This is a genomic window from Saccharopolyspora sp. NPDC050642 (assembly GCF_040654735.1).
In the GTDB taxonomy this organism is placed as follows: Bacteria; Actinomycetota; Actinomycetes; order Mycobacteriales; family Pseudonocardiaceae; genus Saccharopolyspora; species Saccharopolyspora elongata.
On the sequence record NZ_JBFAIN010000004.1, the window covers coordinates 1 to 20,330 of the forward strand.

Below are 20,330 nucleotides of genomic sequence, written 5' to 3' on the forward strand. Positions count from 1 at the left end.
GACCCGACCGGATTCCCGCTCTGGTCCTCACCGGTCGAGCCCGGCAGCGTCCACGACCTCACCACCGCCGAAAACCACGTTCTCGGCGCCCTCTATTGGGCGGCTTCCCGGCTCGATCTACCGACGCTGGCCGACGGCGGTTTCCAGGGCGCCGGCATCGGTGTCCACACACCGATCAAACACCACAAATCCTTCACAGGCCACCCACTCGAGGCCGACAACCGCACCTACAACGCCCTGCTCAGAGGCCTACGCGCCCAAGGAGAACGCGGCTTTGCGCTCCTCACCGAACGCTGGCGCACACTCAAACGCATCACCGCCAGCCCACGCAAAATCACCGCGATCGCCCGCGCCGCACTCACCCTCACCCACCACGAACACAACCGAATCCACTGAGATCACCTCATTGAAATCGAAGGTTCGATTTCAATGGAAATTGCGGAGGACGGAGTCCAGGCGGCGGCCGTGACTTCCGCAGGGCCGCCACCCGCACCGCCACGCGAAACGCGCCTGGAAACAGGCTTCAGACGGTGATCTGGTGCAGCAGGATGTCCCGCACCAGGGCGCCGAGCGTGTCCGCTTCGGTCTTGGCCTTGATCCGGGCGCGGTGGACGTCCACGGTCTTGACGCTGGTGCCCAGCCGGCGGGCGATGAGCTGGCTGGGCAACCCGTCGATGACCAGCCGAAGCACCTCTCGTTCGCGTTGCGTCAGCACGTCCAGCCGTCGGAGGACGTCACGACGGCAGGTGTGATCGGCGAACCGCCGTTTCGCCTCCAGCAGCTGTTTCTGCACGATCTCCAGCATCTTCTGCGGCTCGTAGGGCTTCTCCAGGAAGTCGACCGCGCCCTGCGACATCGCCCGCACCGACATCGGGATGTCGCCGTGCGCCGAGCAGAAGATGACGGGCGCCGGATAGCCCAGCTGCAGCAGTCGCTCCTGCAGCTCGAAGCCGCTGACCCCGGGCATCCGGATGTCGACGATGACCACCGCCGACTCGTCCGGGTCGAACTCGGCCAGGAACGAGCTCGCGTCCGGGTAGCTCAGCGCCTGGATTCCCACGCTTTCGAGCAGGAAGATCAGCGACTGCCGCAGGTCCTCGTCATCGTCGACGATGTGGACCACGGGGTCCGAGGCTGTCATGACCGCCACCGCCTCCCTTACGGTTTCATCAGCACCGATGTCGACGGGTAGTCGCTCGCCCAGCCGGGTGCCAGCGGCGCGACGAACACGTTCTCGGTGCGCGTACGGGTGATCTTCCAGGTTCCCGAGACCTTTCGGAAGGAGTTGTTCAGGCGGCTCGACCGCAGCAGGGCCTTCCCGTCGGAGAACAGCCACGGCTGCACGTGGATCCACTGGCCGGTCGCCTCGTGCCCGTCGACGTGGATCTGCTCCGAAGTCAGGTAGTGGGCGTTCAGCACCAACGCGGGGGCCTGCTCCTCGCTCCAGAACCGCTCGAAGTGCTCGCGAATCGCCGCGGCGCCCTCGGCCCGCCCGAACTGGCCGTCGTAGTACTCGCCCACGCCTTCCCAGACCGCGTCCTCGCTGTAGAGCTCCATGATCAGATCGATGCGGTGCGCGTCGTCGCGCACGCCGAACTCCGGGTTCGGCGTGTCGCACAGGAACATGTAGCGGGCCTGGAGGCGGCGAATCTCCGACTCGGCCTCCAGTTCCTCGATCCGCCGCGTCAAGGCGGCGACAGTGGCATCGCTGGTCATGAACTCCCCACTCCCTGCGGTTCACATAGTGATGACGGTATTGGCGAGAACGCCCTCGTAGCCGAGTTGCCGGCCGCTGGACTCCGGCCCTCGCCGCAGCAGCTGCGTGGCCCCGCTATCCCTTCGGCCGTGCACGTCTCAGGTCGGTTGCCCGGTGGCCGCAGGAAGGTCCGCAGTGCTGCGGCCGGTCAGGGCCTTCGTGCGCAACGCGCCGAACGTGGCCCGGTCGCGGGCCGCCGTTTCACCCCGGGCAGGCGCGGCCAGGGCCACGACGACCGAGACGAGCAGGCTCAGCGGAACGGTCACCAGCGCGGGGTTGCTGAACCCGAGGGGCGCAGATGGCCCGTGCACGGCCGGGCTGAGCAAGATGATCGCGACCGACGCCACGAGCCCGACGACCATGCCGGACAGCACCGCGCGGGCGGTCATCCGTCGCCAGTAGATGGTCAGCAGCAACGCCGGCAGGTTCGCGCTGGCGGCGACGGCGAACGCCAGCGACGCGAGGAACGCCACGTTCTGCTTCTCCGCCGCCAGAGCGAGGACCACACCGGTCGCGGAGGTCGCGAGCGTCGCGATGCGCGCCGATGTCAGCTGGCCGCGCGGGCTCACCGCACCCCGCTTGATCACCTGGGTGTAGAGGTCGTGCGCGATCGCCCCGGACGTGGCGATCACCAGCCCGGACAGCACGGCGAGGATGGTCACGAAGGAGACAGCGGCGACCAGTGCCAGCAGGAGGCCACCGCCCAACGTTTCGGCCAGCTGCGCCACCGCCAGGTTGCCCGCGGGGCTCTGCGCCGTGATCTCGTCCCGCCCGACGAGCTTGGCGGCGCCGTAGCCGATCACCGGGATCATCAGGTAGAAGACGGTGAACACCCAGATCGCCGTGATCGCCGACGACCGTGCGGCGCGAGCATCCGGCACGGTGAGGAACCGGATCATCACGTGCGGCAGCCCGAGCACCCCGAACACCAGGCCGAACACCTGGGACAGCTGGTCGAAACCGGCGAGGGCGGAACTGCGGTTCGGCGCGACCGCCGCAGTGCCGAAGGTGTCCAGCGCGTCCTGGAAGACCCCCAGCGGGTTGCCGCCGTAGCGGACCAGGACGAGCACGAACAGCGCGACGGCGCAGCCCATCATGAGGGTGGTCTTCACGATCTGGATCCAGCTGGTGGCGAGCATGCCGCCGAGCATCGTGTACACGGTGGTGAGGCCACCGATGACGAGCACGGCGACGGTGTAGTCCAGGCCGAACAGCAACCGCACGAGCAGGGCGGCTCCGACGAACTGCGACACGAGGTAGAGGGTGCTCACCACCACCGTGCTGGTGGCCATGACGGCCCGGACGTCCCTGCCGCCGAAGCGAGCGGCCAACACGTCGGCCAAGGTGAAACGTCCCAGGTTGCGCAGCGGTTCGGCGACCAGGAGCAGTGCGAGCACGTAAGCGACCGGGACGAACACCGCGAGGTAGAAGCCGTTGAACCCGGTGAGCGCGATCGCCCCGGTGACCCCGAGGAACGACGCCGCCGAGATGTAGTCGCCCGCGATGGCAACACCGTTCTGCCTGCCGGTGAGCTGGCCGCCGGCGACGAAGTGGTCGGCGGCCGACTTGCTGCGCCGCGCCGCGACGTAGGTGATGACCAGGGTGAGCACGACCAGGGCTGTGAAGATCGTGGCGGTGTAGATGTTCACGACCGGCCCTCCCGGACGAGCTCCACGGCCTGGTCGAGCCGCCGTGCCCGCGCGGCGTACCACGCGGCGACGGCGAGTGCGGCGGGGAACTGCGCGAAGGCGTAGATCCAGGCCCAGGTCAGTCCCCCGCCGGTCAAGCCGTCGAGCGCGCCGGTGAACTGACCGAGCACCGGCAGCGGGAAGAACACTACGCAGATCAACACGGACAACACGGCCACCAGGCGCATCCGGCGCCGGGCGAGGGTGTCCACCATGGACGGTTCTGGGACGGGCGCACTTGGCGCGGGGGGATGCGAGTGCTCCAACGGCATGGCCGCTCTCCTTCTGGTCAACCGCGGTCGCGCAGCTCCTTAGCGGATCCGCTGCGGATGCGCGGGTGACCGCGCACACAGCCAGCTCGATATCGGAACGCTACGGACCTGGTCGAAGGCGAACAATGCGCGTTTGCCCCCTGGCAGGTGAAGGAATCACACCGGCCCCTGAAGAAATCCCCTACTCCTCCGCCGGCCCGCGCAGCACCAGCTCCCGCGCCCTGACTTCGGCTTGTTGCGCCGCCGCCCGGGGTCAAGAGCGTGGCCGTCCTCTCCCCGTCGCCGTCGCATTGGGCAGTAGGTTCTGGGCATGCTCCGTGGAAGGACTGGCGAGTCCGCTGCGATCGAGCAACTCGTGGCCGACGCCCGACTCGGGCACAGCGGAGCTCTGATCCTGCGCGGCGAGGCGGGTATCGGGAAGTCGGCCCTGCTGGAGCACGCCCGCACCATCGCGGCCGATCTGCGGGTTCTTCGCGGGTACGGGATCGAATCGGAAAGCGAGTTGCCCTTCGCCGGTTTGCGCCTCCTGCTGCGCGAGCACCTCGACGGCATCGACAGGCTGCCCGCGCAGCAGGCAAGCGCGCTGCGCGCGGCGCTCGGAATGGCGACCGGTTTCGGGGGCGACCGGTTCCTCGTGGGACTCGCGGTGCTGACGCTTCTCGCGGACCTGGCGGAACAAGGCCCCGTGCTGTGCCTGGTCGATGTCGCGCATTGGCTGGACCACGCTTCCGCCGAGGTACTGCTGTTCGTCGCCCGCCGGCTGCATGCCGAAGGCGTTGCGCTCCGTTGGCCCTGCGAGTGGAGGCACACCGGGCGCTTGCCGAGACCTTCGACAGCGCGGCCGACGCCGATCGGCGCGCATGGCACCTGGCCACGATCAGCGCCGGGCCGGACGAACACGTTGCCGCGATGCTGGCGGACAGCGCCGAACGCGTCCGGGCGCGAGGCGGTTTCGCGGCGATGGCCGCCGCCTGCGAACGTGCCGCCACGCTCAGTCCGGACCCGGAGCACCGTGGCCGCCGGCTGCTCGCGGCTGCGGATGCGGGCCGGCTCGATGACGCAGGCGACCAAGCCGCACGCGCCGCCGATTTCATCACCGACCCTGTGGCGCTCGCGCGAGTCGCGTCCGTTCGAGCCACGGTCGCCGACGAACAGCACCGCCCGAGGTCGGCTCATCGGATCCTGACCGATGCCGGGCTAGCCGCTGACGGAAACCCGGGCACGGCCGGCTACCTGCTCTTCCGCGCGGTGGATTCCGCGATTGTCGCGGGTGATCTGGCGTTCGTTCACGAAACGGCGGAGCGCACGGCCCAGCGTCCTGAAGGCCGGCGGGCGCTTGCGCTGGCACGGATGGCTACCGGGTTCGGCAGCGAGGCGAGCGACGAGATCGCCGATGGCGTGCGCGCGCTCCGCGAGCTGATCGACATCACCGAAAGGGAAGTCGGCGCGCTGAAGTTGCGGGAGACGGCCCTGGTTCCGTCCTGGTACTGGGCGCTCGGCGACGACGTCGGCGGCCTCGAACTGGCGGACAGGCTGGTTCAGCACTGCCGAGAACAGGGTGCGATCGGCGTGCTGCCGCTGGCCCTGTGCGCGCTCAGTCGCTTCGAGTCTTCGGTCGGGCGCCAGTACGACGCGCTCGGTCGTCTGACGGAGGCGGACGCAACCAGGCACTTTCCCGTCCACCAACGTCGCCGACCAGCCACGCCCCACAGGTGGATGCTGTACGAGCCGCACCGGGGCACCCATCAGCGACGAGCCGGGGCCACCAGCCGCAGGTGATCTCTGGTTGAGGGTTTCGGGCGCACTTTCGCGGAGGATTCGTCGCAGAGTTTCAACCGAGCTTTCAAGGATATGATTCAGGGACATGGCACAGAGCACGCACACCGTGTCCGGAGACTTCGACCTGACGATGGACGAGCTGCGCCTCGTGGCGCGTTACGTGGTTCGGCACGCAGAGGACGTCCTGCCGGTCTTTGAGCAAGCCGTTCCCGACGACCCGCGCCCCCGCGCAGCGATCGACGCTGCCTGGGCGTTCATCAACGGTGCGAACAGGACGAAATTGCAGCGCGTCACTTCCCTCGACGCCCATCGAGCCGCCCGGTCCGCACCGTCCGAAGCCGCGCGACTGGCCGCGCGATCCGCCGGAGACGCCGCATCGGCCGCATACCTGCACCCCATCGCCCAAGCCAGTCAGATCGGCCACATCCTGCGCGCCTCCGCGAGCGCTGCGCGCATCGGGGAGCTGGAGGCGGGCGGTGACCCCGCGATCGGGGATGCCCTGCTGGAACGGTCGCGGCAGCGTGCGACACCGGTGCTCATCGACGTGCTCCGCCGCTACCCGCCCGCGGCGATCGGCAGAAATCGTGTCGCCCGGCTGATGAGCACTCTGGATCGTTCCCTGCGCCAGGCGGCTGACCGGTCGCCAGGGCACACCGCGGGGAGTCGCGCCGATGCGCGCGGGAAGGAGCGCGAGGCATGATCCTCCCGAAGGTCCGGGACCCTCGCTTCGTGACGATCCGCCGTGGCGGGACTCTCACCGATGCGGATCACCATCTCCTCGCCCTGTGGGCTGCCTCGTGTGCAGAGCACGTCCTCGACCTCTTCGAGTCGGCCCGGCCTGGGGACCCGCGACCGCGCCAGGCGATCGAGCATGCCCGGGCCTGGGTGCGTGGCGAGGTCAAGATGATGCAGGCCCGCGCGGCGGGCGGCCATGCGATGGGGGCAGCCAGAGACCTGCGCGGGGCAGCACGCCATGCCGCGTACGCCGCCGGCCAGGCCGGGGTCGTCGCACACGTCGCCGCACACGAACTCGGCGCAGCCGCCTACGCGATCAAAGCGGCACGTGCAGCGGCACCGGAAGGCCTGAGCGACGCCGCAAGACGACTCGAATGCCAGTGGCAGCGCGATCAGCTCCCGGAGGCGATCCGCGAGCTCGTACTCGATGACCAGCGACTGCGCAACGACATCTGCTGGTCGGTGTTCGACTGTTGAAGCACAACCTCGCACGGCCCCGATTGCCGGCCCGGTCGAAGTTCCCGCCTTGATGCCGGCATCTCGGCAGTTGCGACCATGCAAACCGGCCAGAAGGCCTCGACCGGTGAGCGTGGTGCCGAGTTCCTTCGCCGACACCTTCAGCGTCGAGCAGACGTAGCAGTTCACGGCGAGCACCGCCCGGTCAAGGTGGGCGAGGATGGATTCTGCGTGCTGACGGACTTGGCAGAAGCCCGAAACCCGCCCCCAATACCACCACCGTCGTGGGTAACGCAAATGTGCAATTTACCCCCGACAGGTCTAGCTTCCCCCAAGCGAGGATCTCAGTGACGTTCCATCCTCGCGGTACGTCCTGGACTCCTCCCCCGTCCAGGACGTCAACAGGGCTCGACATGGTGAGTCCTGCGGTTGTTCCGCTTGCGCTCCGTCGAGGGCGTAGGGGCGGTGGGACAACGCAACGAGCCGCCCTCGCACCACAGGTGCGCGGGCGGCTCGCCGCGGGTGAACTTCGCGGTGCGGGCGACACCCGACAGCCACCCCACCTTCCCCGATCCCGGCAAGGCCCCGACTCCTCGCCAGGCCCACGCGGGACTCCCTTTACGCAGGTCGTGACAACACTGTGAACGCGCAGACAGTCGATTTCACCGTGGCACGAACGCTTTTCGGGCTCTCCGGCAACTCGGACGAGGTATCGGCGCCTCGCGCCGCGAGCCACGTCCGCCAGCGCGGCTCCCGACGGCGCGGTTTCACCTCGGTTGCGGCGCAGCGGTCCGAAGAGGACCCGGCATGGTCACTGCCGTGAGGATCGCTGTCGCGGCGAGGATCGCCGCCCCCACCGCGATGGCGGTCGTGTATCCCTCGACGGTCGCGGCCATGTGGTCGGCGGGTCCGTGGTCGTGGAGGTAGCCGGCGGTGACGATGGCAGCAACGGTGTTGAGCAGCGCGGTGCCCATCGCACCACCGATCTGCTGAGCGGCGTTGACCGTTGCCGAGGCCACACCCGCATCCTGCGGATCCACGCCCGCAGTGGCCGTGTTCATCGCGGGCATCATCACCAGGCCTAGCCCCAACCCGATCGCGAGCTGCGCGGGCAGGAGGAAGGTCAGGTAGACGGCGTTCACCCCGCCGTCGAGCTGCGTCAACGCCGCCATGCCACCGGCCGCGAGCAGCAGGCCACCGACGATCAGTGGACGGGGCCCCGTTCGAGGCATCGCCCGCACCGCGATGACGCTGGCTCCGATCGCTATTGCCGCCGTGAGCGGCAGGAACGCCACCCCGGCCCGCACCGGCGACCAATCGAGGACCACCTGCATGTAATAGGTGATGAACAAGAAGAACCCGAACAGCGACACCTGGGAAAGCGCAACCGCAGCAAGGGATGCGCCACGTCCGCGGTGCGCGATGACCCGCAGCGGCAGCAGCGGGCTGCTCACCGTGGCCTCGACCCGGACGAGCGCCGCGAGCAACAACGCTCCCCCGGCGAGAAGGCCCAGGACGATCGGATCACTCCAGCCGCGGGACTCGGCTTGCGCGAATCCGAGGACGATCGCAGCGAATCCGGCACAACTCAGCAGGGCGCCGGGAAGATCAAGTCGTCCCGCCGGAGCGGGGCGAACCGCCGGAATCGTGACAACGGCTCCGACGAGGGCGACCACCGCGATCGGCACGTTGACGTACAGGCACCACCGCCAGTCGAGGTATTCGGTGAGCAGGCCTCCGGCGAGCAGTCCTACCGCAGCGCCTCCGCTGGACAGCGCGCCATAGACGCCGAAGGCGATTCCACGTTCTTTGGGATCGCTGAACATGGTGCTCAGCAAGGACAACGCAGCCGGCGCGATCAGCGCGGCGAACAGCCCCTGGAACGCCCGAGCCGCGAACAGCATCGGTCCGTTGATCGCTGCGCCTCCGATGATGGACGCCACGGCGAATCCGAAGAGCCCGGCGAGCAGAACCCGCCGCGTGCCCAGTCGGTCCCCGATGCGCCCGCCCAGCAGGAGAAGCCCGCCGAAAGCCAGCACGTACCCGGTGATCACCCAGTGCCGGTCTCCATCGGACAGCCCCAGACCGCTCTGCGCAGAGGGAAGCGCGATGTTCACGATCGTGGCGTCGAGCACCACCATGAGCTGAACCAGCCCGATGACCCCCAATGCCCACCAGCGCCGCGCCTGCGCGGAAACGTCCCTCTCCGGCGTCGTCGCACGGCTCGGTTCGCGTTGATCCATCGTGCCTCCCAGCAGCAGATACGATCGTTGGTCGCAAACCCGACCATTGGTCGGGTATGGGATCAACGTACTACACTGGGCGACATGAGCGGGAAAGGCGCCGGCAAGCGGCCGGCGAGAACGCAGTCGTCGACGAGCCAGCGAGGTGCGGCCACGGCCGGCCAGGTGTGGTTGCGCCACGAGACTCCGCGAAAGGAGCGACTGAGCAGGGACCGCATCGTGGAAGCCGCAGTGGCGCTGCTGGACGAGGAAGGCGCCGATCGACTCACCATGCGGCGGCTGGCCGAACGCCTCGACACGGGATCGACGACGCTGTACGGACATGTCGCGACCAAGGACGACGTGCTCGATCTCGCCCTCGACGCGGTCTACGCCGAGGCGCCCATGCCCACCGGAGAGGACACCGACTGGAAGACAGCGGTCTCCGACCTCATGACGGCGTGGCGTGCGGCATTGCTGCGCCACCCGTGGTCAGCGCAGCTGCTGGGACGGCCCCTGCTCGGCCCCAGCATGCTCGCGCGAAACGAATGCCTCCACGCGGTCCTGGCACGGGGCGGCTTCAACTCCCCATACCTGACCGACGCGGCTTACGCCCTCTCGAACTACGTGATCGGCTCCACCATCATGCAACTCTCCTGGCACACCCAGGGCGACGCGGCCCGCGACAACGCCGCGAGCCACATCATCGCCAACCGCGACACCTACCCCACGCTCGCAGCGCACCTCGCCACCGCGAACACCGACTGGGACACCAGCTTCTCCCGCGGACTCAACGGGCTGCTCGATGGCCTGGCGCACCACGCCACTGGTGCCGGCGCGTCGCAGGGCGGCGAATAATCGCCTGCTCCTCGATCGGTTGCCGCGGCCGCCCAAGACGGTGGCCCAGACCGGTAGAGCCGGGGTCCGATCAACCTCACCCCGCCTGGCCACGCCCCCGTCCGACGACAGAGTCCGAACAGGACTGTCCATCTAGGACTAGCCGTAGGACGGGTGCGCCACACTGGACTCCGCGCTCGAACCAGGTGCGGCGGGACGCTTGATGACTCGGCCCCGAACCGGCGAGCGAGGAGGCGGTCGTCTCCCACCGAAGGACGGCGGGAGACGACCGCCTCCGCTCAACCGCGGTTGGCCGGGCCCGTTCAGACCCCGGACAGTCCCAGCTCCTGCAACACCTGCCTGGCCGCGCTCGGGATGGGTTCCACGATCTCGCAGGTGCGGGAGTCGGCGATCCGGCGGGCCGTCTCGCTGAGCGGCCCACCGGCGATGATCACCGCGTCGGCGCCGTCCGCCGCCGTGCACTGGTCGACCGCCGCGGCCAGTTCGGCGAACTGCCGCTCGGGGTCGGCCGCCAGCACCAGTGGCTCCGACTCGGTCAACCGGACCCCGGTGAACCCCTCGGACATCCCGTGTTCGGCGACCTGAGCGGCGAGGGAGTCCACCAGCAGGGGTGTGCTGGTGGCCATGCCGAACCGGCGTCCCGCTTGGCCCGCGGCGCGGATGGCGGCCTGGCCGATACCGACGACCGGCAGGTCGAGCTCCTCGTCGAGCCGACCGCGGCCCGGGTCCCCGATCGCGGCGACGATCACGGCGAGATACCGGCGCCCTCCCTCCTCGGCGGCATCCAGCGCCCGCAGCACGGCATCATGAACATGGCTCTCGGACTCCTTCAACGCCACCGGGTCGACGATCATCGACGGGCCGGCTGCCGCCGTGATCCCGTCCACGTCAAGCCCGCTGCCGCGCAGCGATCTCGCGGCGAGCGCGCGCATCATCTCGGTGGTGGCCCGGTTGGTGTTCGGATTGACCAGGAGTATCCGTCCGGTCTCAGGCGTGGACAATCTGCTCGTCCTCCTCCATCGGCTTGCCGAAGGTCTCCGGCGGGAACTGGACCGCGATGCCGAGAATCACGAACAGCGCGGCCAGCATCGCGAACATGCCGGTCAGGCCGCTGGCGTCGAAGACGAAGCCGGACACCAGGGGGAACAGGCCGCCGGACAACGATCCCATCGCCAGGATGATCGAGGTTCCGATGCCCCGGACCCGGGTCGGGTAGAGCTCCGGGGCGAACAACCAGATCGTGGTGTTCAGGATGATCAACGCGAAGTTGAACAGGAACCCGAAAACGAGCACCAGCACGATGTTGCTGGAGAACAGGGCGATCGACAGACCGGCCAGGCAGCCGAGGACGGCACCGCCGGTGAGCACCTTCTTGCGGGGCAGCCGGCTGGCGGCGAGTGCCGCGACGATCGCGCCGGCCAGCGAACCGGACTGCATCAGCAGGGTGAAGCCCAGGCTGGAGGTGAGGTTGTAGCCGGTGGCCACCAGGATCGTGGGCATCAGGGTCAGCATCGAGATCTGTGCGGCGTAGGACATGCACACGGCCACGATGAGCAGCAACGTTCGGCGCAGCAGCCGGCCCTGCAGCACGGCGCGCCAGTCCGAGCGAGGCTGCTGCCCCGGCTCCTGCGCGCCGGTTCGGGTCAGGAACTGCTCCGGGTTCTCGATCGGCCCGCTCAGCCGGCCCCGGGCCAGCCGGTTGATCACGATGTTGGCTTCGTCGATCCGCCCGCTGGCGGCCAGGAACCGGGGAGTCTCCGGCACGTAGCGACGGAAGAACATGATCAGGATGGCCGGCAGGAACAGCAGACCGAAGACCCAGCGCCACTTGTCCGGACCATCGAAGACCGCGAACACCAGGATGCCGAAGAGCGGCGCCAGCATGTTCCCGAGACCGGCCGCGGTCACGTTGATCAGTCCGACCGCGGTGCCGCGGTGCCGGGCGGCGAAGAACTCCGCCATCATGATGACCGCCACCGAGATCTCACCGCCGAGCCCGAAACCGACGATGAAGCGGCCCGCCGCCAGCACCGCGTAGTTCGGCGCCAGGGCGCACAGCAACGAACCGCAGGCGAAGATGATCAGGTTGACCATCAGCATGGTGCGCCGGCCCAACCGGTCGATGATCACGCCCGTGACCAGCCGCCCCAGGGCGGTCGCGGTGAAGGTCATCGTGTTGAGGAAGCCGATCTCGGCCCCGCCGAGTCCCCAGGACTCCTTCAACACGGGACCGGTGAGGCCGACCGCGTTCTGCTCCAGGGCGTCGAACCAGATGCCGAGGAGGACCATGACCAAGATCTGCTTGTGCGCACTGGTGACGCCGATTCGGTCGTAAGCGTTCTCGATCTGATCGGAGAACGTGACCTTGCCGTCAGGCGATCGTTGAGACCGGCCGGATGCCGTTTCCACAGCGCTACCTCCGATGCGTCGTCGCATGATGAGGGCCGTCCGCAGACGGCCAGCGACAGGATTGAACCCAACGAATGATTCCGTGATACGGAATAGTCATCTTGAATGGCGGAATGGAGCTGAAGCGTAACCCAACAAGCGCTCGTTCACCAGTACGAGTGCGGAGTGGAAAGAGCGCCCGGTTACGCCGACTTCAGATCCCCGAAGTTCGGGCTCCGCGCCAGCGGCGCACTGCCGCCTCAACGCCGACGCCGTGGAGGCAGCCGTGCCGACGCCGAACCCACCGCGTCCGACACGGCCACTCTCGGAACCTAGGGCACGATCCGCACCTACGGCCGAGTAGGCAAGTGGATCCCCAAAGACATCGATCCTCACGGGCGCGAAGATCATGACCACTCAGCGGAAGCGACGGCCACACCCGGCGGTGGAGCACACCGGCACCACCGAAACGAAGGCACGGCACAACTTTCGCGAAACCCTCACCAAACAGTTAGGCCAGCAAACCGACCTCAGCACGGGCTCGCGCTTGAAGGACCGCTGCGGCGGTCTCATTCAGATCCGACGCAGCGGAATCACCTTCAGTGCGAAGACGCCTTGACACGTCCTGCCTTCGAGAATGCACCGTTGGCAAGCGCCGGAACCGCCTGGTCTCCGCCCTGCCCGCGGGTCCCAGCCGCACCCTCCTCCGCCTTGCCACCAAGAGCGCACGCGTCCACAACTCCATGACCGTCGACGACTACCCGCTGTCGCCCACCGCGCCGGGACGCAGCTAGCGCGTTTCTGGTCCATTTCGGTGTGCGGCCCGGTTTTCACCGCCCGGCGGCAAAGCTCGGATGGCATGCCGACGCAGACTTCCCAGATCCCGGCTGAAAGTCGTCGCACGCGGAGCGCGTTGCGGTCCCACCGGATCTTCCGGCTCCTCCGGCCCGGGACGGGCTGGGATCAGGCCACCAGGCCTTGGCGGTAGGCGAAGACGACCGCTTGGACGCGGTCGCGGAGGTCGAGTTCGGTGAGGATGCGGGACACGAAGGTGATCAGCAGCGGCGCGAGCGGGAAATCCCGGACCGTGACGTCCCACCGGCGCCACCACTACGGGACCCGCCGAAGATCGATCACCGCGGAAGGGTAGCGGTAGCGGCGGCCCGGTCGGCACAGAGCACAGGCCAACCGGTCGGGCGCGGCGCATGTTGTCGTAGCCCTCCGGTGACACGGCGGCGCGGACGGCGCGGACGACGTCCAGCAGCATCCGGGCCCGGTTCTCCAATGAGCCGCCCCACGCGTCGGTGCGCTGGTTGGCCAGCGGGGACAGGAACTGCGACAGCAGGTAGCCGTGCGCGGCATGGACCTCCACACCGTCGAACCCCGCCTGTTCGGCGCGCGCGGCCGTGACCGCGAACCGGGCCACGGTGGCCTCGATCTGCTCGGGGGTCATGGCGACGGGGCGCCCGAAGCGGCTGCTGTGCCGACCGAGGTCGACGCCCACCGCGGACGGCCCCCACACGACGCCGGGCATGTCGGCCTGGACCTGGCGGCCGGGGTGGTTGATCTGCATCCACAGCGCCCCGCCGCCGGCCTTGCCGGCCTTGGCCCACTCGATGAACGGCTCCAGCGGCGCGGCCTCGTCGAGCACGACGCCGGCAGGACCGGTCAGCGCCTCGGCGTGGACCATGACGTTGCCGGTGATCAGCAATCCGGCGCCGCCGGCGGCCCAGCGCCGGTACAGCTCCAGCAACTGCCGGTCGGGCAGCTGGCCGTCGCCGGCCATGTTCTCCTCCATGGCCGCCTTCGCGATCCGGTTGCCCAGCACCGAACCGGAGCGCAGGCGCAGCGGCGAGAACAGCTCGCTAGTCATCCGAGTTCCCCTCCCAAGTCTTCATCGCCTATGATGTGTGCAGCGCTCACATTACGGGGCAATGTGAGCACTGTAAACATGAGGGAGCGTGATCCGTGCCGCAAACGAGTGCCCAGTACCACCACGGCGACCTGCGCGCAGCCTGTCTGCGCGCAGCACGGGAACTGCTTGAAGAGAACGGCGATACCGGACTGTCGATGCGGGCGGCGGCGCGGCGGGCCGGCGTGTCGGCGACGGCCCCCTACCGCCACTTCGCGGACCGCGACGCGCTGGTCTCCGCGGTCGCCGCGGAGGGCTACCGCGAGCTCGCGGGATACCTGGCCGCCGCGCATCCCTCGCCGGAAACCGCTGACGACCTCGCCGCGGTCGCCGTCGCCTACGTTCGTTTCGCGCTCGAGCACCCGGCCTTGTTCCGGGCGATGTTCGTGGAGCCCTGCGATCCGGGCAACGAGGAACGCGTCACCGCGACCGCCGCCATCTCGGAATACGTCAACGGGATCGTCCACGGCATCTTCCCCGGCGTCGATGCGGATGCGCTGTCGACCGCGGTCTGGGCCCTCGTCCACGGCCTGGCATTCCTGCACCTCGACGGCAAGCTCGACGCCTCCACCCCCGAGGCGGTCGCCGAGCAGGTCCGCGCCGCCGTCCACGCGCTGTTCACCGCTTCCCAGGCGATGTCCCAGCGGACGTAGCGGGGCGGTACCGGCACGCGTCCGTCCAAAAAGGACGTACCGAAGGCGGCGAACCGCTACCTGGAAGGCGAACCTCGAACGAAGCGTCCGCCTGCCCGCTGCGCCTCAGCGAGCGCCGACTCCCTTCAGGACCTTCAGCGCGGCGGTCAGGATGGCGGCCAGGCCCGATGCGAGACGCCAGCCGGCGGGTCGAACCCCTGAACGCGTTGGTGGGCAACCGTTTGGGGCTCGGTGTACTTGAGGATGCCGTCGGCACCGTGGCGTCGGCCAAGTCCCGAGTCGCCCATGCCGCCCATCGGCGCGTCGATGCTTCCCCAAGCGGCGGCGAAGGCTTCGTTGACGTTGACCGTTCCAGCGCGCAGGCGGGCTGCGACGGCCCGGCCCCGGGCTCCGCTGCGGGACCAGACACTGGCGTTGAGGCCGTACGGGGTGGCATTGGCCCGCGCGATCGCGTCGTCGACGTCGCGGAAGGGAAAGATCGAGACGACAGGACCGAAGGTCTCGTTGTCGTACAGCGTCATGTCGGGAGTGACGTCGGCGAGGATGGTCGGTTCGTAGAACAGCGGCCCGAGGTCCGGTCGCGCCTTGCCACCGGCAAGGACGGTTGCGCCCTTGGCGACGGCGTCTTCGACGTGCGCGGTGACGGTGTCCAGTTGGGCCGGGTTGGTGAGGCTTCCGACGTCGCAGCTGTAGTCGTACGCGGCGCCTATCCGGAGTTCCTCGGTGCGGGCGACGAACTCGTCGTGGACGGCTTCGGCCACGTACATGCGCTCGATGGAGACGCAGAGCTGGCCGGCCGACGGGAAGCACGCGGCGATCGCGCCATCGGCTGCGCGGTCGATGTCGGCATCGTCGAGGACGAGCATGGCGTTCTTGCCGCCGAGTTCGAGGGATGAGCCGATGAGGCGTTCGCCGGCGTCGCGTGCGATCCGGCGTCCGCTGGCGGTGGAGCCGGTGAACATCATGTAGTCGGCGTTGTCCATCAGCGCGCCGCCGATGGAGCTGCCCCGGCCGAGCACCATCTGCCACACACCGGTCGGCAAGCCGGCCTCGTGCATCAGGTCGAGCGCCCACAGCGCGGTGATCGCGGTCTGGGTGTCGGGCTTCTGGACGACGGCATTCCCGGCCATGAGCGCGGGAATGGCATCGCCGGCGGCCATGCTCAGGGGGTAGTTCCACGGTGAGACGACGGCGACGAATCCCTTGGGGTGGCGCAGTTCCGTGGTGCGGGTCAGCAGCGGGATCGCACCGCGGCGGCGTTGGGGCGCGAGAAGTCCCGGCGCGCTGCGCGCGTAGTACCGGGCGGTGATCGCGATGTCGGTGACTTCGAGGAACGCGTCGCGGCGCGTCTTGCCGCTTTCCGCCTGCATCAGGTCCAACACCTCGTTCTGGCGCTCGAGAACGAGGTCGTGGAAACGCAGCAGGATCTTCTTCCGCTCCCGCATGGACGTGACGGCCCAGGCTGCCTGGGCGTCGCGGGCGCGCGCGAACGCCGCGTCGACGTCCGCAGGCGTCGAGACCGGCAGGTCGGCGAGCGGGGCACCGGTGTACGGGGCGTTGGTGGTGACCTGCACGGCGTCTGCCGCGGCCGCGACTCGCGCGGTCAGCCGCTCGATCAGGGGCGCGTTCAGCGATGGGGGCAGGCCGAGAAGGGGGGCGTGGTCAGTGGGCATGGCCGGGCTCCGCGGTGTTGTCGCGGGCGGCGGGCCGGAGGGCGGAAATCGGCCTCGCTGCGGCTGAAGTGCTCGATCGCAGGCCGCTTGTCCCTTCTGCTCCCGTGTTCCTAGTCCCGGCTCTTGACCGAGGTCGGGACCGGCATGTGCAGGGCGAGTTGGCCTTCGGTCGTGACGTCGAGCTGAACGGCCTTGAGCGGCTTGAGCGATCGCAGATCGTCCGCCATGCGGCCATCCCCGACCTGGAGGGCGACGTTGCGCGGGAAGCGCGCACTTCCGGCGGAGAGCACGTTGGTCTGGCTCAGGGTCGAGTGCCACGCGCCGTTGATCGACGTGTACGAGGTGAGCGTCGAAACGCGCTCGCCGGTGGGATATGCGGTCTGGGCGGGGGTGACGACCGAGAACGACAGGTCCGTCCCGCCGGCGTCGTTGGCCACGCGCGCGGCGGTTCGGCTGTCGTCGATGTCGACATCGAGCTCGGTGACCCATTTGGGGAAGCCGTAGCCGTCGTGGCCTCGAACCTGGGCGATATCAGTGCTCACCGGCAGGGACAGCACGTACGAATCGAGGTGGTCGTTCTTGAGGGCGGCGACGAGGTCGACGAATCCGAGCCGGCCGTGCCGTGCCGGCCGGACCGCGATCCCGACCGCGGCTTCGGTGTAGAAGTCGATGTCGCACACGTCGTAGCGGAAGAACATGATCGAGATCAGCCCGAGACCCGGCGCGACCTCCAGCGGCGCCAACTCCCCGGGCAGGCGGGCGCGGATCGCGCGGGACCGCGCGAGCATCGTGAGCCGGGCGGTCGAGATGCGGTAGTAGAAGTTCGGGGTGAGCGTGGCACCGATCGGGGAATCGACCCTGGTCTTGGGCAACCGCCGGAAGAAGTCCACGCTGCTGACGCGCGGATCGCGGGCGACTTCGTCGAGATCGGTGTTCATCCGGTACCGGTCGTACAGGCCGCCTTTCGGGACCGCGACCGTGCGGCCACCCAGATCGACCTCGACCGCGTCCTGGTGGATCGACGACATCGGCGCAGCTCCCTCACCCAAATGTGTACAGTGCTCACATGAGGCTAGCCTCGGGATGTGAGCACTGTCAACATCACCTCCCGCGCCACTCTGGCCGACGAAAACCGTTGTCCATCCACGGTTTGCGAACCTCGCGAAAACAGGCGTGCAGGCGCCCGACCAGCGAGCACATCAAGATCCGAAGCTTCTCGGATGGCCGGATGGGTTGAGTTCGCGCCCTGTACGCATGTGGAGGTCGTCCGCCCCCTTTGGGCCGCCGACTGCGGCAGATCGTCGGCCTGGCGACGCCGACCTCGGCGGCGGTGCGGTCGATGGTGGCGCGCGCGTGGCCGAGCTCGTGGACCGTGCTGAGCATGACGGGAAAGGCCACCGCGCTGACGCGGGTGTGCAGTCGGGATCAAATTTCGCTACCGTAGGTTTCGATACTCGAAGTTGCGAAAATCTCTGGGCGAGGAGTGGGCATGCGTGAGGTCACTGCCGCGGAGCGGCCGCCGGAGCCGGACTGGCCGACGACGACGGTCGAGGAGTTGGTCGTTTATCGCGAGGCGGAGAACCGCTTTCGGGCATCCAGCACGGCGCGGGCGATCACCGGAGATCCGGATCCCGGCGCCGCGATCCGGTGGCAGGAGGTGGCGCTGCCCGGCCGCGAGCTCCCGGTCCGCGTGTACCGGCCGCTGCCCGGGCGCGACGGCACGGGCGCCGACCGGGCCGACCTGCCACTAGTGCTCCACGTGCACGGAGGCGGCTTCGTGGGCACAGCGGTGCAGAGCGACTGGGTGAACAGCCACCTCGCCGCCCAGCTGCCCGCGGTCGTCGTCTCGGTCGAGCACCGCCTCGTTGACCCGCAAAATCCGTTGTCGGCAGCCGTCGACGACGGCTGGGACGTGCTCCAGCACGTGGTGCAGCACGCCGCGCAGTGGGGCATCGACCCGGCACGGACCGCCGTCTTCGGCGAGAGCTGCGGCGCGTTGATCAGCGCCCTGGCCGCGATCCGGGCCAGAGAGGCCGGCCTGCACCTCCGGGCGCAGGTTCTGGTCAACCCCGCTGTCGATGTGACCGAGACGATGTACGACCACGCCTCGATCACCCAGTACGCCTACAGCCCGACCCGCGCCCTTCCGCAGCTGCAATTCTTCCAGCGGCTCGCCGTTCCAGCGGGAACCGACCCTCGCACGCTCTCGCCGCTGTACGCCGACAACCTGAACGGGCTGGCCCCGGCACTGGTGGTGGTGCCGACCGAAGACGCAGTGGCCGATCACGGCCGCCGCTACGCCGAACGACTGCACGCGGCCGGGACACCCACGCGGCTGACCGAATACCCCGGAGCGAAGCACGCGTTCCTCAGCATGCCGGGCGTGGAGCAGCAGGCGAAGGCCGCGCGGGCGGAGATCCTCCAGTTCCTCCATGCCTCCCTCACCGTGAACGCCGAAGGCACGCAGCCATCGCAGCGATGAGCGGACCCGCTCGATAGGCATCTGCTCCGAACGCGATGGCCGGACGGCGACCACCCCGGCGACACGACCCCGCCCCGGAACACGCGGAGGGTTTCGGGGCGGGGTCGCGGGCACTGCGGCGCCCTCGACGACCGCCGATCTGAAGCAACCCCACAGTCGACCGCGATAACACGGGGACATTGGCAGAACATCCTTCCCCAGCAAAGCCTTTCGGACCGCGACGGGCGTCGGGGGCACTTGGCAGCCGGAGCGGACTAGCGCTAAATGTCCTCAATGGATGGCGCGCTCGGCGCAGCTCAATTCGTCGTTCCTTGGTCGCTGTTTTGCGGGTGCGTGCGCAGTTTCCGGGTTGTTCTAGACGGTCTTCGGGGTGACAGCTGGGCCGTTGCGTCGGGTGGCGAACCACACGACCGCCGCGACCGTCACCGCGAGGGCGGATGGTACGAGCATGATCGCGCTCGACGAGCCCGCCGACCGGTCGGCTCCCGCGAAGAAGTCGCCGTGCTGTGCGATCAGGAAGAGGAACCACAGCGTGTTGTTCACCGCGTGGATGACGACCGCCGTTTCGATTCCGCCCGTTCGCCATGTGATGACCGCGAGGCTGGCTCCCAGCGTGAAGTAGTAGAGGTTGAGCCACGGGTCGGCTGCTGCGTGGATCATGGCGAACAGCGCCGCCGAGACCACCACCCCGATTGCAAGACGCATGCGGGGCCCCAGCCGGCAGCGGCACGGAACACCACACCGCGGAATCCGTACTCCTCAGCCGCCGCCTGGAGCGGGGCGAAGAGGATGGTGACGACGATGGCCGCCACGATGCCGGTCAGTGCCCATGTCGTTGTCTTGGCTCCGCCTAGGGACATGACGCCCATGTAGATCGCGTAGACCGGCAGCAGGAAGAACATCGGACGACCGAACACGTCGAAGCGGAAGTTCGAGGTCACGGAGTGGAGCGATCTGGGGCGTACGCCGAGGAGCCACCGGTGCACGAGCATGCTCCACGGGATGAGAAGCGCGACTCCGACGAGATTGGTGAGATGCGTGATCGGCGTGAACGCCGGTGGGGCCGACGGGTCTACGAGGCCGAGCGATGTGTTGAGCAGCGCGCCGAGAATCTGCACTGGAACCGCGAGGACGAACAACCCGGCGATGATCAGCAGGATCGCAATGACGCCGCGCCACCACGCAGGGTTCGTTGCGGCAACGACCTGTTGATACTCGAGCCCCGCGGGAATACTGCGTCTGCCTCTGCGACGAGCGCTTCGGGCGAAGCCGTCCGACGCCTCCGGGCCCGGTTGCGGGTGCCCTTGTGGTCTGGGTACGGGGGTGGTCGAGTTCATGCTTCGAACCTGTCGCGATCGGAACGCGGTAACCAGCGGTCGGCCGCACGAGCTCTCCGTGCCATTCGCACCGGCCACCCATGACAGATGTCAGGCGTTTGCGGAGCCTTCCGCAGCCG

General features: G+C 68.6%; 18 protein-coding genes and 3 pseudogenes. 8 read left to right on the top strand and 13 right to left on the bottom strand.

Annotation, left to right across the window (positions count from 1 at the left end):
• Positions 1-396 (top strand): transposase family protein (locus AB0H93_RS08515; RefSeq protein ID WP_358569531.1); only part of this gene is annotated, 396 nt, incomplete at its 5' end.
• Between the two features lie 127 nt (positions 397-523).
• Here AB0H93_RS08515 and AB0H93_RS08520 read toward each other — a convergent pair.
• From AB0H93_RS08520 to AB0H93_RS08535, 4 genes are all read right to left on the bottom strand, one after another.
• Positions 524-1,141, bottom strand: a complete 618-nt coding sequence (locus tag AB0H93_RS08520) for a response regulator (RefSeq protein ID WP_358569534.1) — start codon at positions 1,139-1,141, stop codon at positions 524-526.
• Between the two features lie 17 nt (positions 1,142-1,158).
• Positions 1,159-1,716 carry a nuclear transport factor 2 family protein gene (locus tag AB0H93_RS08525; protein WP_358569537.1) on the bottom strand — a complete coding sequence of 186 codons (558 nt, stop codon included), beginning with the start codon at positions 1,714-1,716 and terminating at the stop codon, positions 1,159-1,161.
• A gap of 138 nt (positions 1,717-1,854) precedes the next feature.
• Positions 1,855-3,405 carry a cation acetate symporter gene (locus tag AB0H93_RS08530; RefSeq protein WP_358569540.1) on the bottom strand — a complete coding sequence of 517 codons (1,551 nt, stop codon included), beginning with the start codon at positions 3,403-3,405 and terminating at the stop codon, positions 1,855-1,857.
• A complete protein-coding gene (locus tag AB0H93_RS08535) occupies positions 3,402-3,659 on the bottom strand; it encodes a DUF485 domain-containing protein (protein ID WP_358569543.1) in 258 nt (85 codons plus the stop codon). Before AB0H93_RS08535 ends, AB0H93_RS08530 begins: the two co-directional genes overlap by 4 nt.
• Positions 3,660-4,026: 367 nt before the next feature.
• Between AB0H93_RS08535 and AB0H93_RS08540 the strand changes: the two are divergent.
• From AB0H93_RS08540 to AB0H93_RS08555, 4 genes and pseudogenes are all read left to right on the top strand, one after another.
• Positions 4,027-4,419, top strand: a pseudogene (locus AB0H93_RS08540) (AAA family ATPase); the annotation flags it as partial.
• A gap of 83 nt (positions 4,420-4,502) precedes the next feature.
• Complete coding sequence (locus tag AB0H93_RS08545) at positions 4,503-5,495, top strand: hypothetical protein (protein ID WP_358570580.1); 993 nt, start codon at positions 4,503-4,505, stop codon at positions 5,493-5,495.
• Between the two features lie 85 nt (positions 5,496-5,580).
• Positions 5,581-6,195 carry a putative immunity protein gene (locus AB0H93_RS08550; protein ID WP_358569545.1) on the top strand — a complete coding sequence of 205 codons (615 nt, stop codon included), beginning with the start codon at positions 5,581-5,583 and terminating at the stop codon, positions 6,193-6,195.
• Positions 6,192-6,707 (top strand): putative immunity protein, encoded by a 516-nt coding sequence (locus tag AB0H93_RS08555; RefSeq protein ID WP_358569548.1) that lies wholly within the window; start codon positions 6,192-6,194, stop codon positions 6,705-6,707. The genes AB0H93_RS08550 and AB0H93_RS08555 overlap by 4 nt, the downstream gene beginning before the upstream one ends.
• A gap of 746 nt (positions 6,708-7,453) precedes the next feature.
• Here the strand turns inward: AB0H93_RS08555 and AB0H93_RS08560 are convergent.
• Positions 7,454-9,109: an MFS transporter gene (locus AB0H93_RS08560; RefSeq protein WP_358569551.1), complete on the bottom strand. Its 1,656-nt coding sequence runs from the start codon at positions 9,107-9,109 to the stop codon at positions 7,454-7,456.
• Between the two features lie 39 nt (positions 9,110-9,148).
• Between AB0H93_RS08560 and AB0H93_RS08565 the strand changes: the two genes are divergently transcribed.
• Positions 9,149-9,766: a TetR/AcrR family transcriptional regulator gene (locus AB0H93_RS08565; RefSeq protein WP_358569554.1), complete on the top strand. Its 618-nt coding sequence runs from the start codon at positions 9,149-9,151 to the stop codon at positions 9,764-9,766.
• 302 nt (positions 9,767-10,068) lie between these two features.
• Here the strand turns inward: AB0H93_RS08565 and AB0H93_RS08570 are convergent, their stop codons facing one another.
• From AB0H93_RS08570 to AB0H93_RS08585, 4 genes and pseudogenes are all read right to left on the bottom strand, one after another.
• Positions 10,069-10,767 (bottom strand): aspartate/glutamate racemase family protein, encoded by a 699-nt coding sequence (locus AB0H93_RS08570; protein WP_358569557.1) that lies wholly within the window; start codon positions 10,765-10,767, stop codon positions 10,069-10,071.
• Positions 10,754-12,175 (bottom strand): MFS transporter, encoded by a 1,422-nt coding sequence (locus AB0H93_RS08575; RefSeq protein ID WP_358569560.1) that lies wholly within the window; start codon positions 12,173-12,175, stop codon positions 10,754-10,756. Before AB0H93_RS08575 ends, AB0H93_RS08570 begins: the two co-directional genes overlap by 14 nt.
• A 942-nt stretch (positions 12,176-13,117) precedes the next feature.
• Positions 13,118-13,213, bottom strand: a pseudogene (locus tag AB0H93_RS08580) (DNA-binding response regulator); the annotation flags it as partial.
• A gap of 169 nt (positions 13,214-13,382) precedes the next feature.
• Positions 13,383-14,027 (bottom strand): annotated as a pseudogene (locus AB0H93_RS08585) (2,4-dienoyl-CoA reductase); the annotation flags it as partial.
• A 95-nt stretch (positions 14,028-14,122) separates the two neighbouring features.
• Here AB0H93_RS08585 and AB0H93_RS08590 point away from each other — a divergent pair.
• The gene (locus AB0H93_RS08590; protein WP_358569563.1) at positions 14,123-14,719 is read left to right on the top strand and encodes a TetR/AcrR family transcriptional regulator; all 597 of its coding nucleotides are present in this window, start codon (positions 14,123-14,125) and stop codon (positions 14,717-14,719) included.
• Positions 14,720-14,865: 146 nt separating this feature from the next.
• Here the strand turns inward: AB0H93_RS08590 and AB0H93_RS08595 are convergent, their stop codons facing one another.
• On the bottom strand, positions 14,866-16,392 hold the full coding sequence (locus AB0H93_RS08595; RefSeq protein ID WP_358569566.1) for a succinic semialdehyde dehydrogenase: 1,527 nt from the start codon (positions 16,390-16,392) through the stop codon (positions 14,866-14,868).
• 110 nt (positions 16,393-16,502) lie between these two features.
• Positions 16,503-17,420, bottom strand: a complete 918-nt coding sequence (locus tag AB0H93_RS08600; RefSeq protein ID WP_358569569.1) for an acetoacetate decarboxylase family protein — start codon at positions 17,418-17,420, stop codon at positions 16,503-16,505.
• A gap of 461 nt (positions 17,421-17,881) precedes the next feature.
• Here AB0H93_RS08600 and AB0H93_RS08605 point away from each other — a divergent pair, with 461 nt between their 5' ends.
• Complete coding sequence (locus AB0H93_RS08605; RefSeq protein ID WP_358569572.1) at positions 17,882-18,874, top strand: alpha/beta hydrolase; 993 nt, start codon at positions 17,882-17,884, stop codon at positions 18,872-18,874.
• A 354-nt stretch (positions 18,875-19,228) separates the two neighbouring features.
• Here AB0H93_RS08605 and AB0H93_RS08610 read toward each other — a convergent pair whose 3' ends face one another.
• Both AB0H93_RS08610 and AB0H93_RS08615 read right to left on the bottom strand, forming a co-directional pair.
• A complete protein-coding gene (locus AB0H93_RS08610; RefSeq protein WP_358569575.1) occupies positions 19,229-19,534 on the bottom strand; it encodes a CPBP family intramembrane glutamic endopeptidase in 306 nt (101 codons plus the stop codon).
• On the bottom strand, positions 19,531-20,211 hold the full coding sequence (locus tag AB0H93_RS08615; protein WP_358569578.1) for a hypothetical protein: 681 nt from the start codon (positions 20,209-20,211) through the stop codon (positions 19,531-19,533). Before AB0H93_RS08615 ends, AB0H93_RS08610 begins: the two co-directional genes overlap by 4 nt.
• Between the last annotated feature and the right edge of the window lie 119 nt (positions 20,212-20,330).

Bases quoted from the DNA above. Each gene is read 5' to 3' on its own strand.
- AB0H93_RS08520 (WP_358569534.1), bottom strand. From the start codon at position 1,141: ATGACAGCCTCGGACCCCGTGGTCCACATCGTCGACGATGACGAGGAC.
- AB0H93_RS08525 (WP_358569537.1), bottom strand. From the start codon at position 1,716: ATGACCAGCGATGCCACTGTCGCCGCCTTGACGCGGCGGATCGAGGAA.
- AB0H93_RS08535 (WP_358569543.1), bottom strand. From the start codon at position 3,659: ATGGTGGACACCCTCGCCCGGCGCCGGATGCGCCTGGTGGCCGTGTTG.
- AB0H93_RS08550 (WP_358569545.1), top strand. From the start codon at position 5,581: ATGGCACAGAGCACGCACACCGTGTCCGGAGACTTCGACCTGACGATG.
- AB0H93_RS08555 (WP_358569548.1), top strand. From the start codon at position 6,192: ATGATCCTCCCGAAGGTCCGGGACCCTCGCTTCGTGACGATCCGCCGT.
- AB0H93_RS08595 (WP_358569566.1), bottom strand. From the start codon at position 16,392: ATGCCCACTGACCACGCCCCCCTTCTCGGCCTGCCCCCATCGCTGAAC.
- AB0H93_RS08600 (WP_358569569.1), bottom strand. From the start codon at position 17,420: ATGTCGTCGATCCACCAGGACGCGGTCGAGGTCGATCTGGGTGGCCGC.
- AB0H93_RS08605 (WP_358569572.1), top strand. From the start codon at position 17,882: ATGCGTGAGGTCACTGCCGCGGAGCGGCCGCCGGAGCCGGACTGGCCG.
- AB0H93_RS08610 (WP_358569575.1), bottom strand. From the start codon at position 19,534: ATGATCCACGCAGCAGCCGACCCGTGGCTCAACCTCTACTACTTCACG.
- AB0H93_RS08615 (WP_358569578.1), bottom strand. From the start codon at position 20,211: ATGAACTCGACCACCCCCGTACCCAGACCACAAGGGCACCCGCAACCG.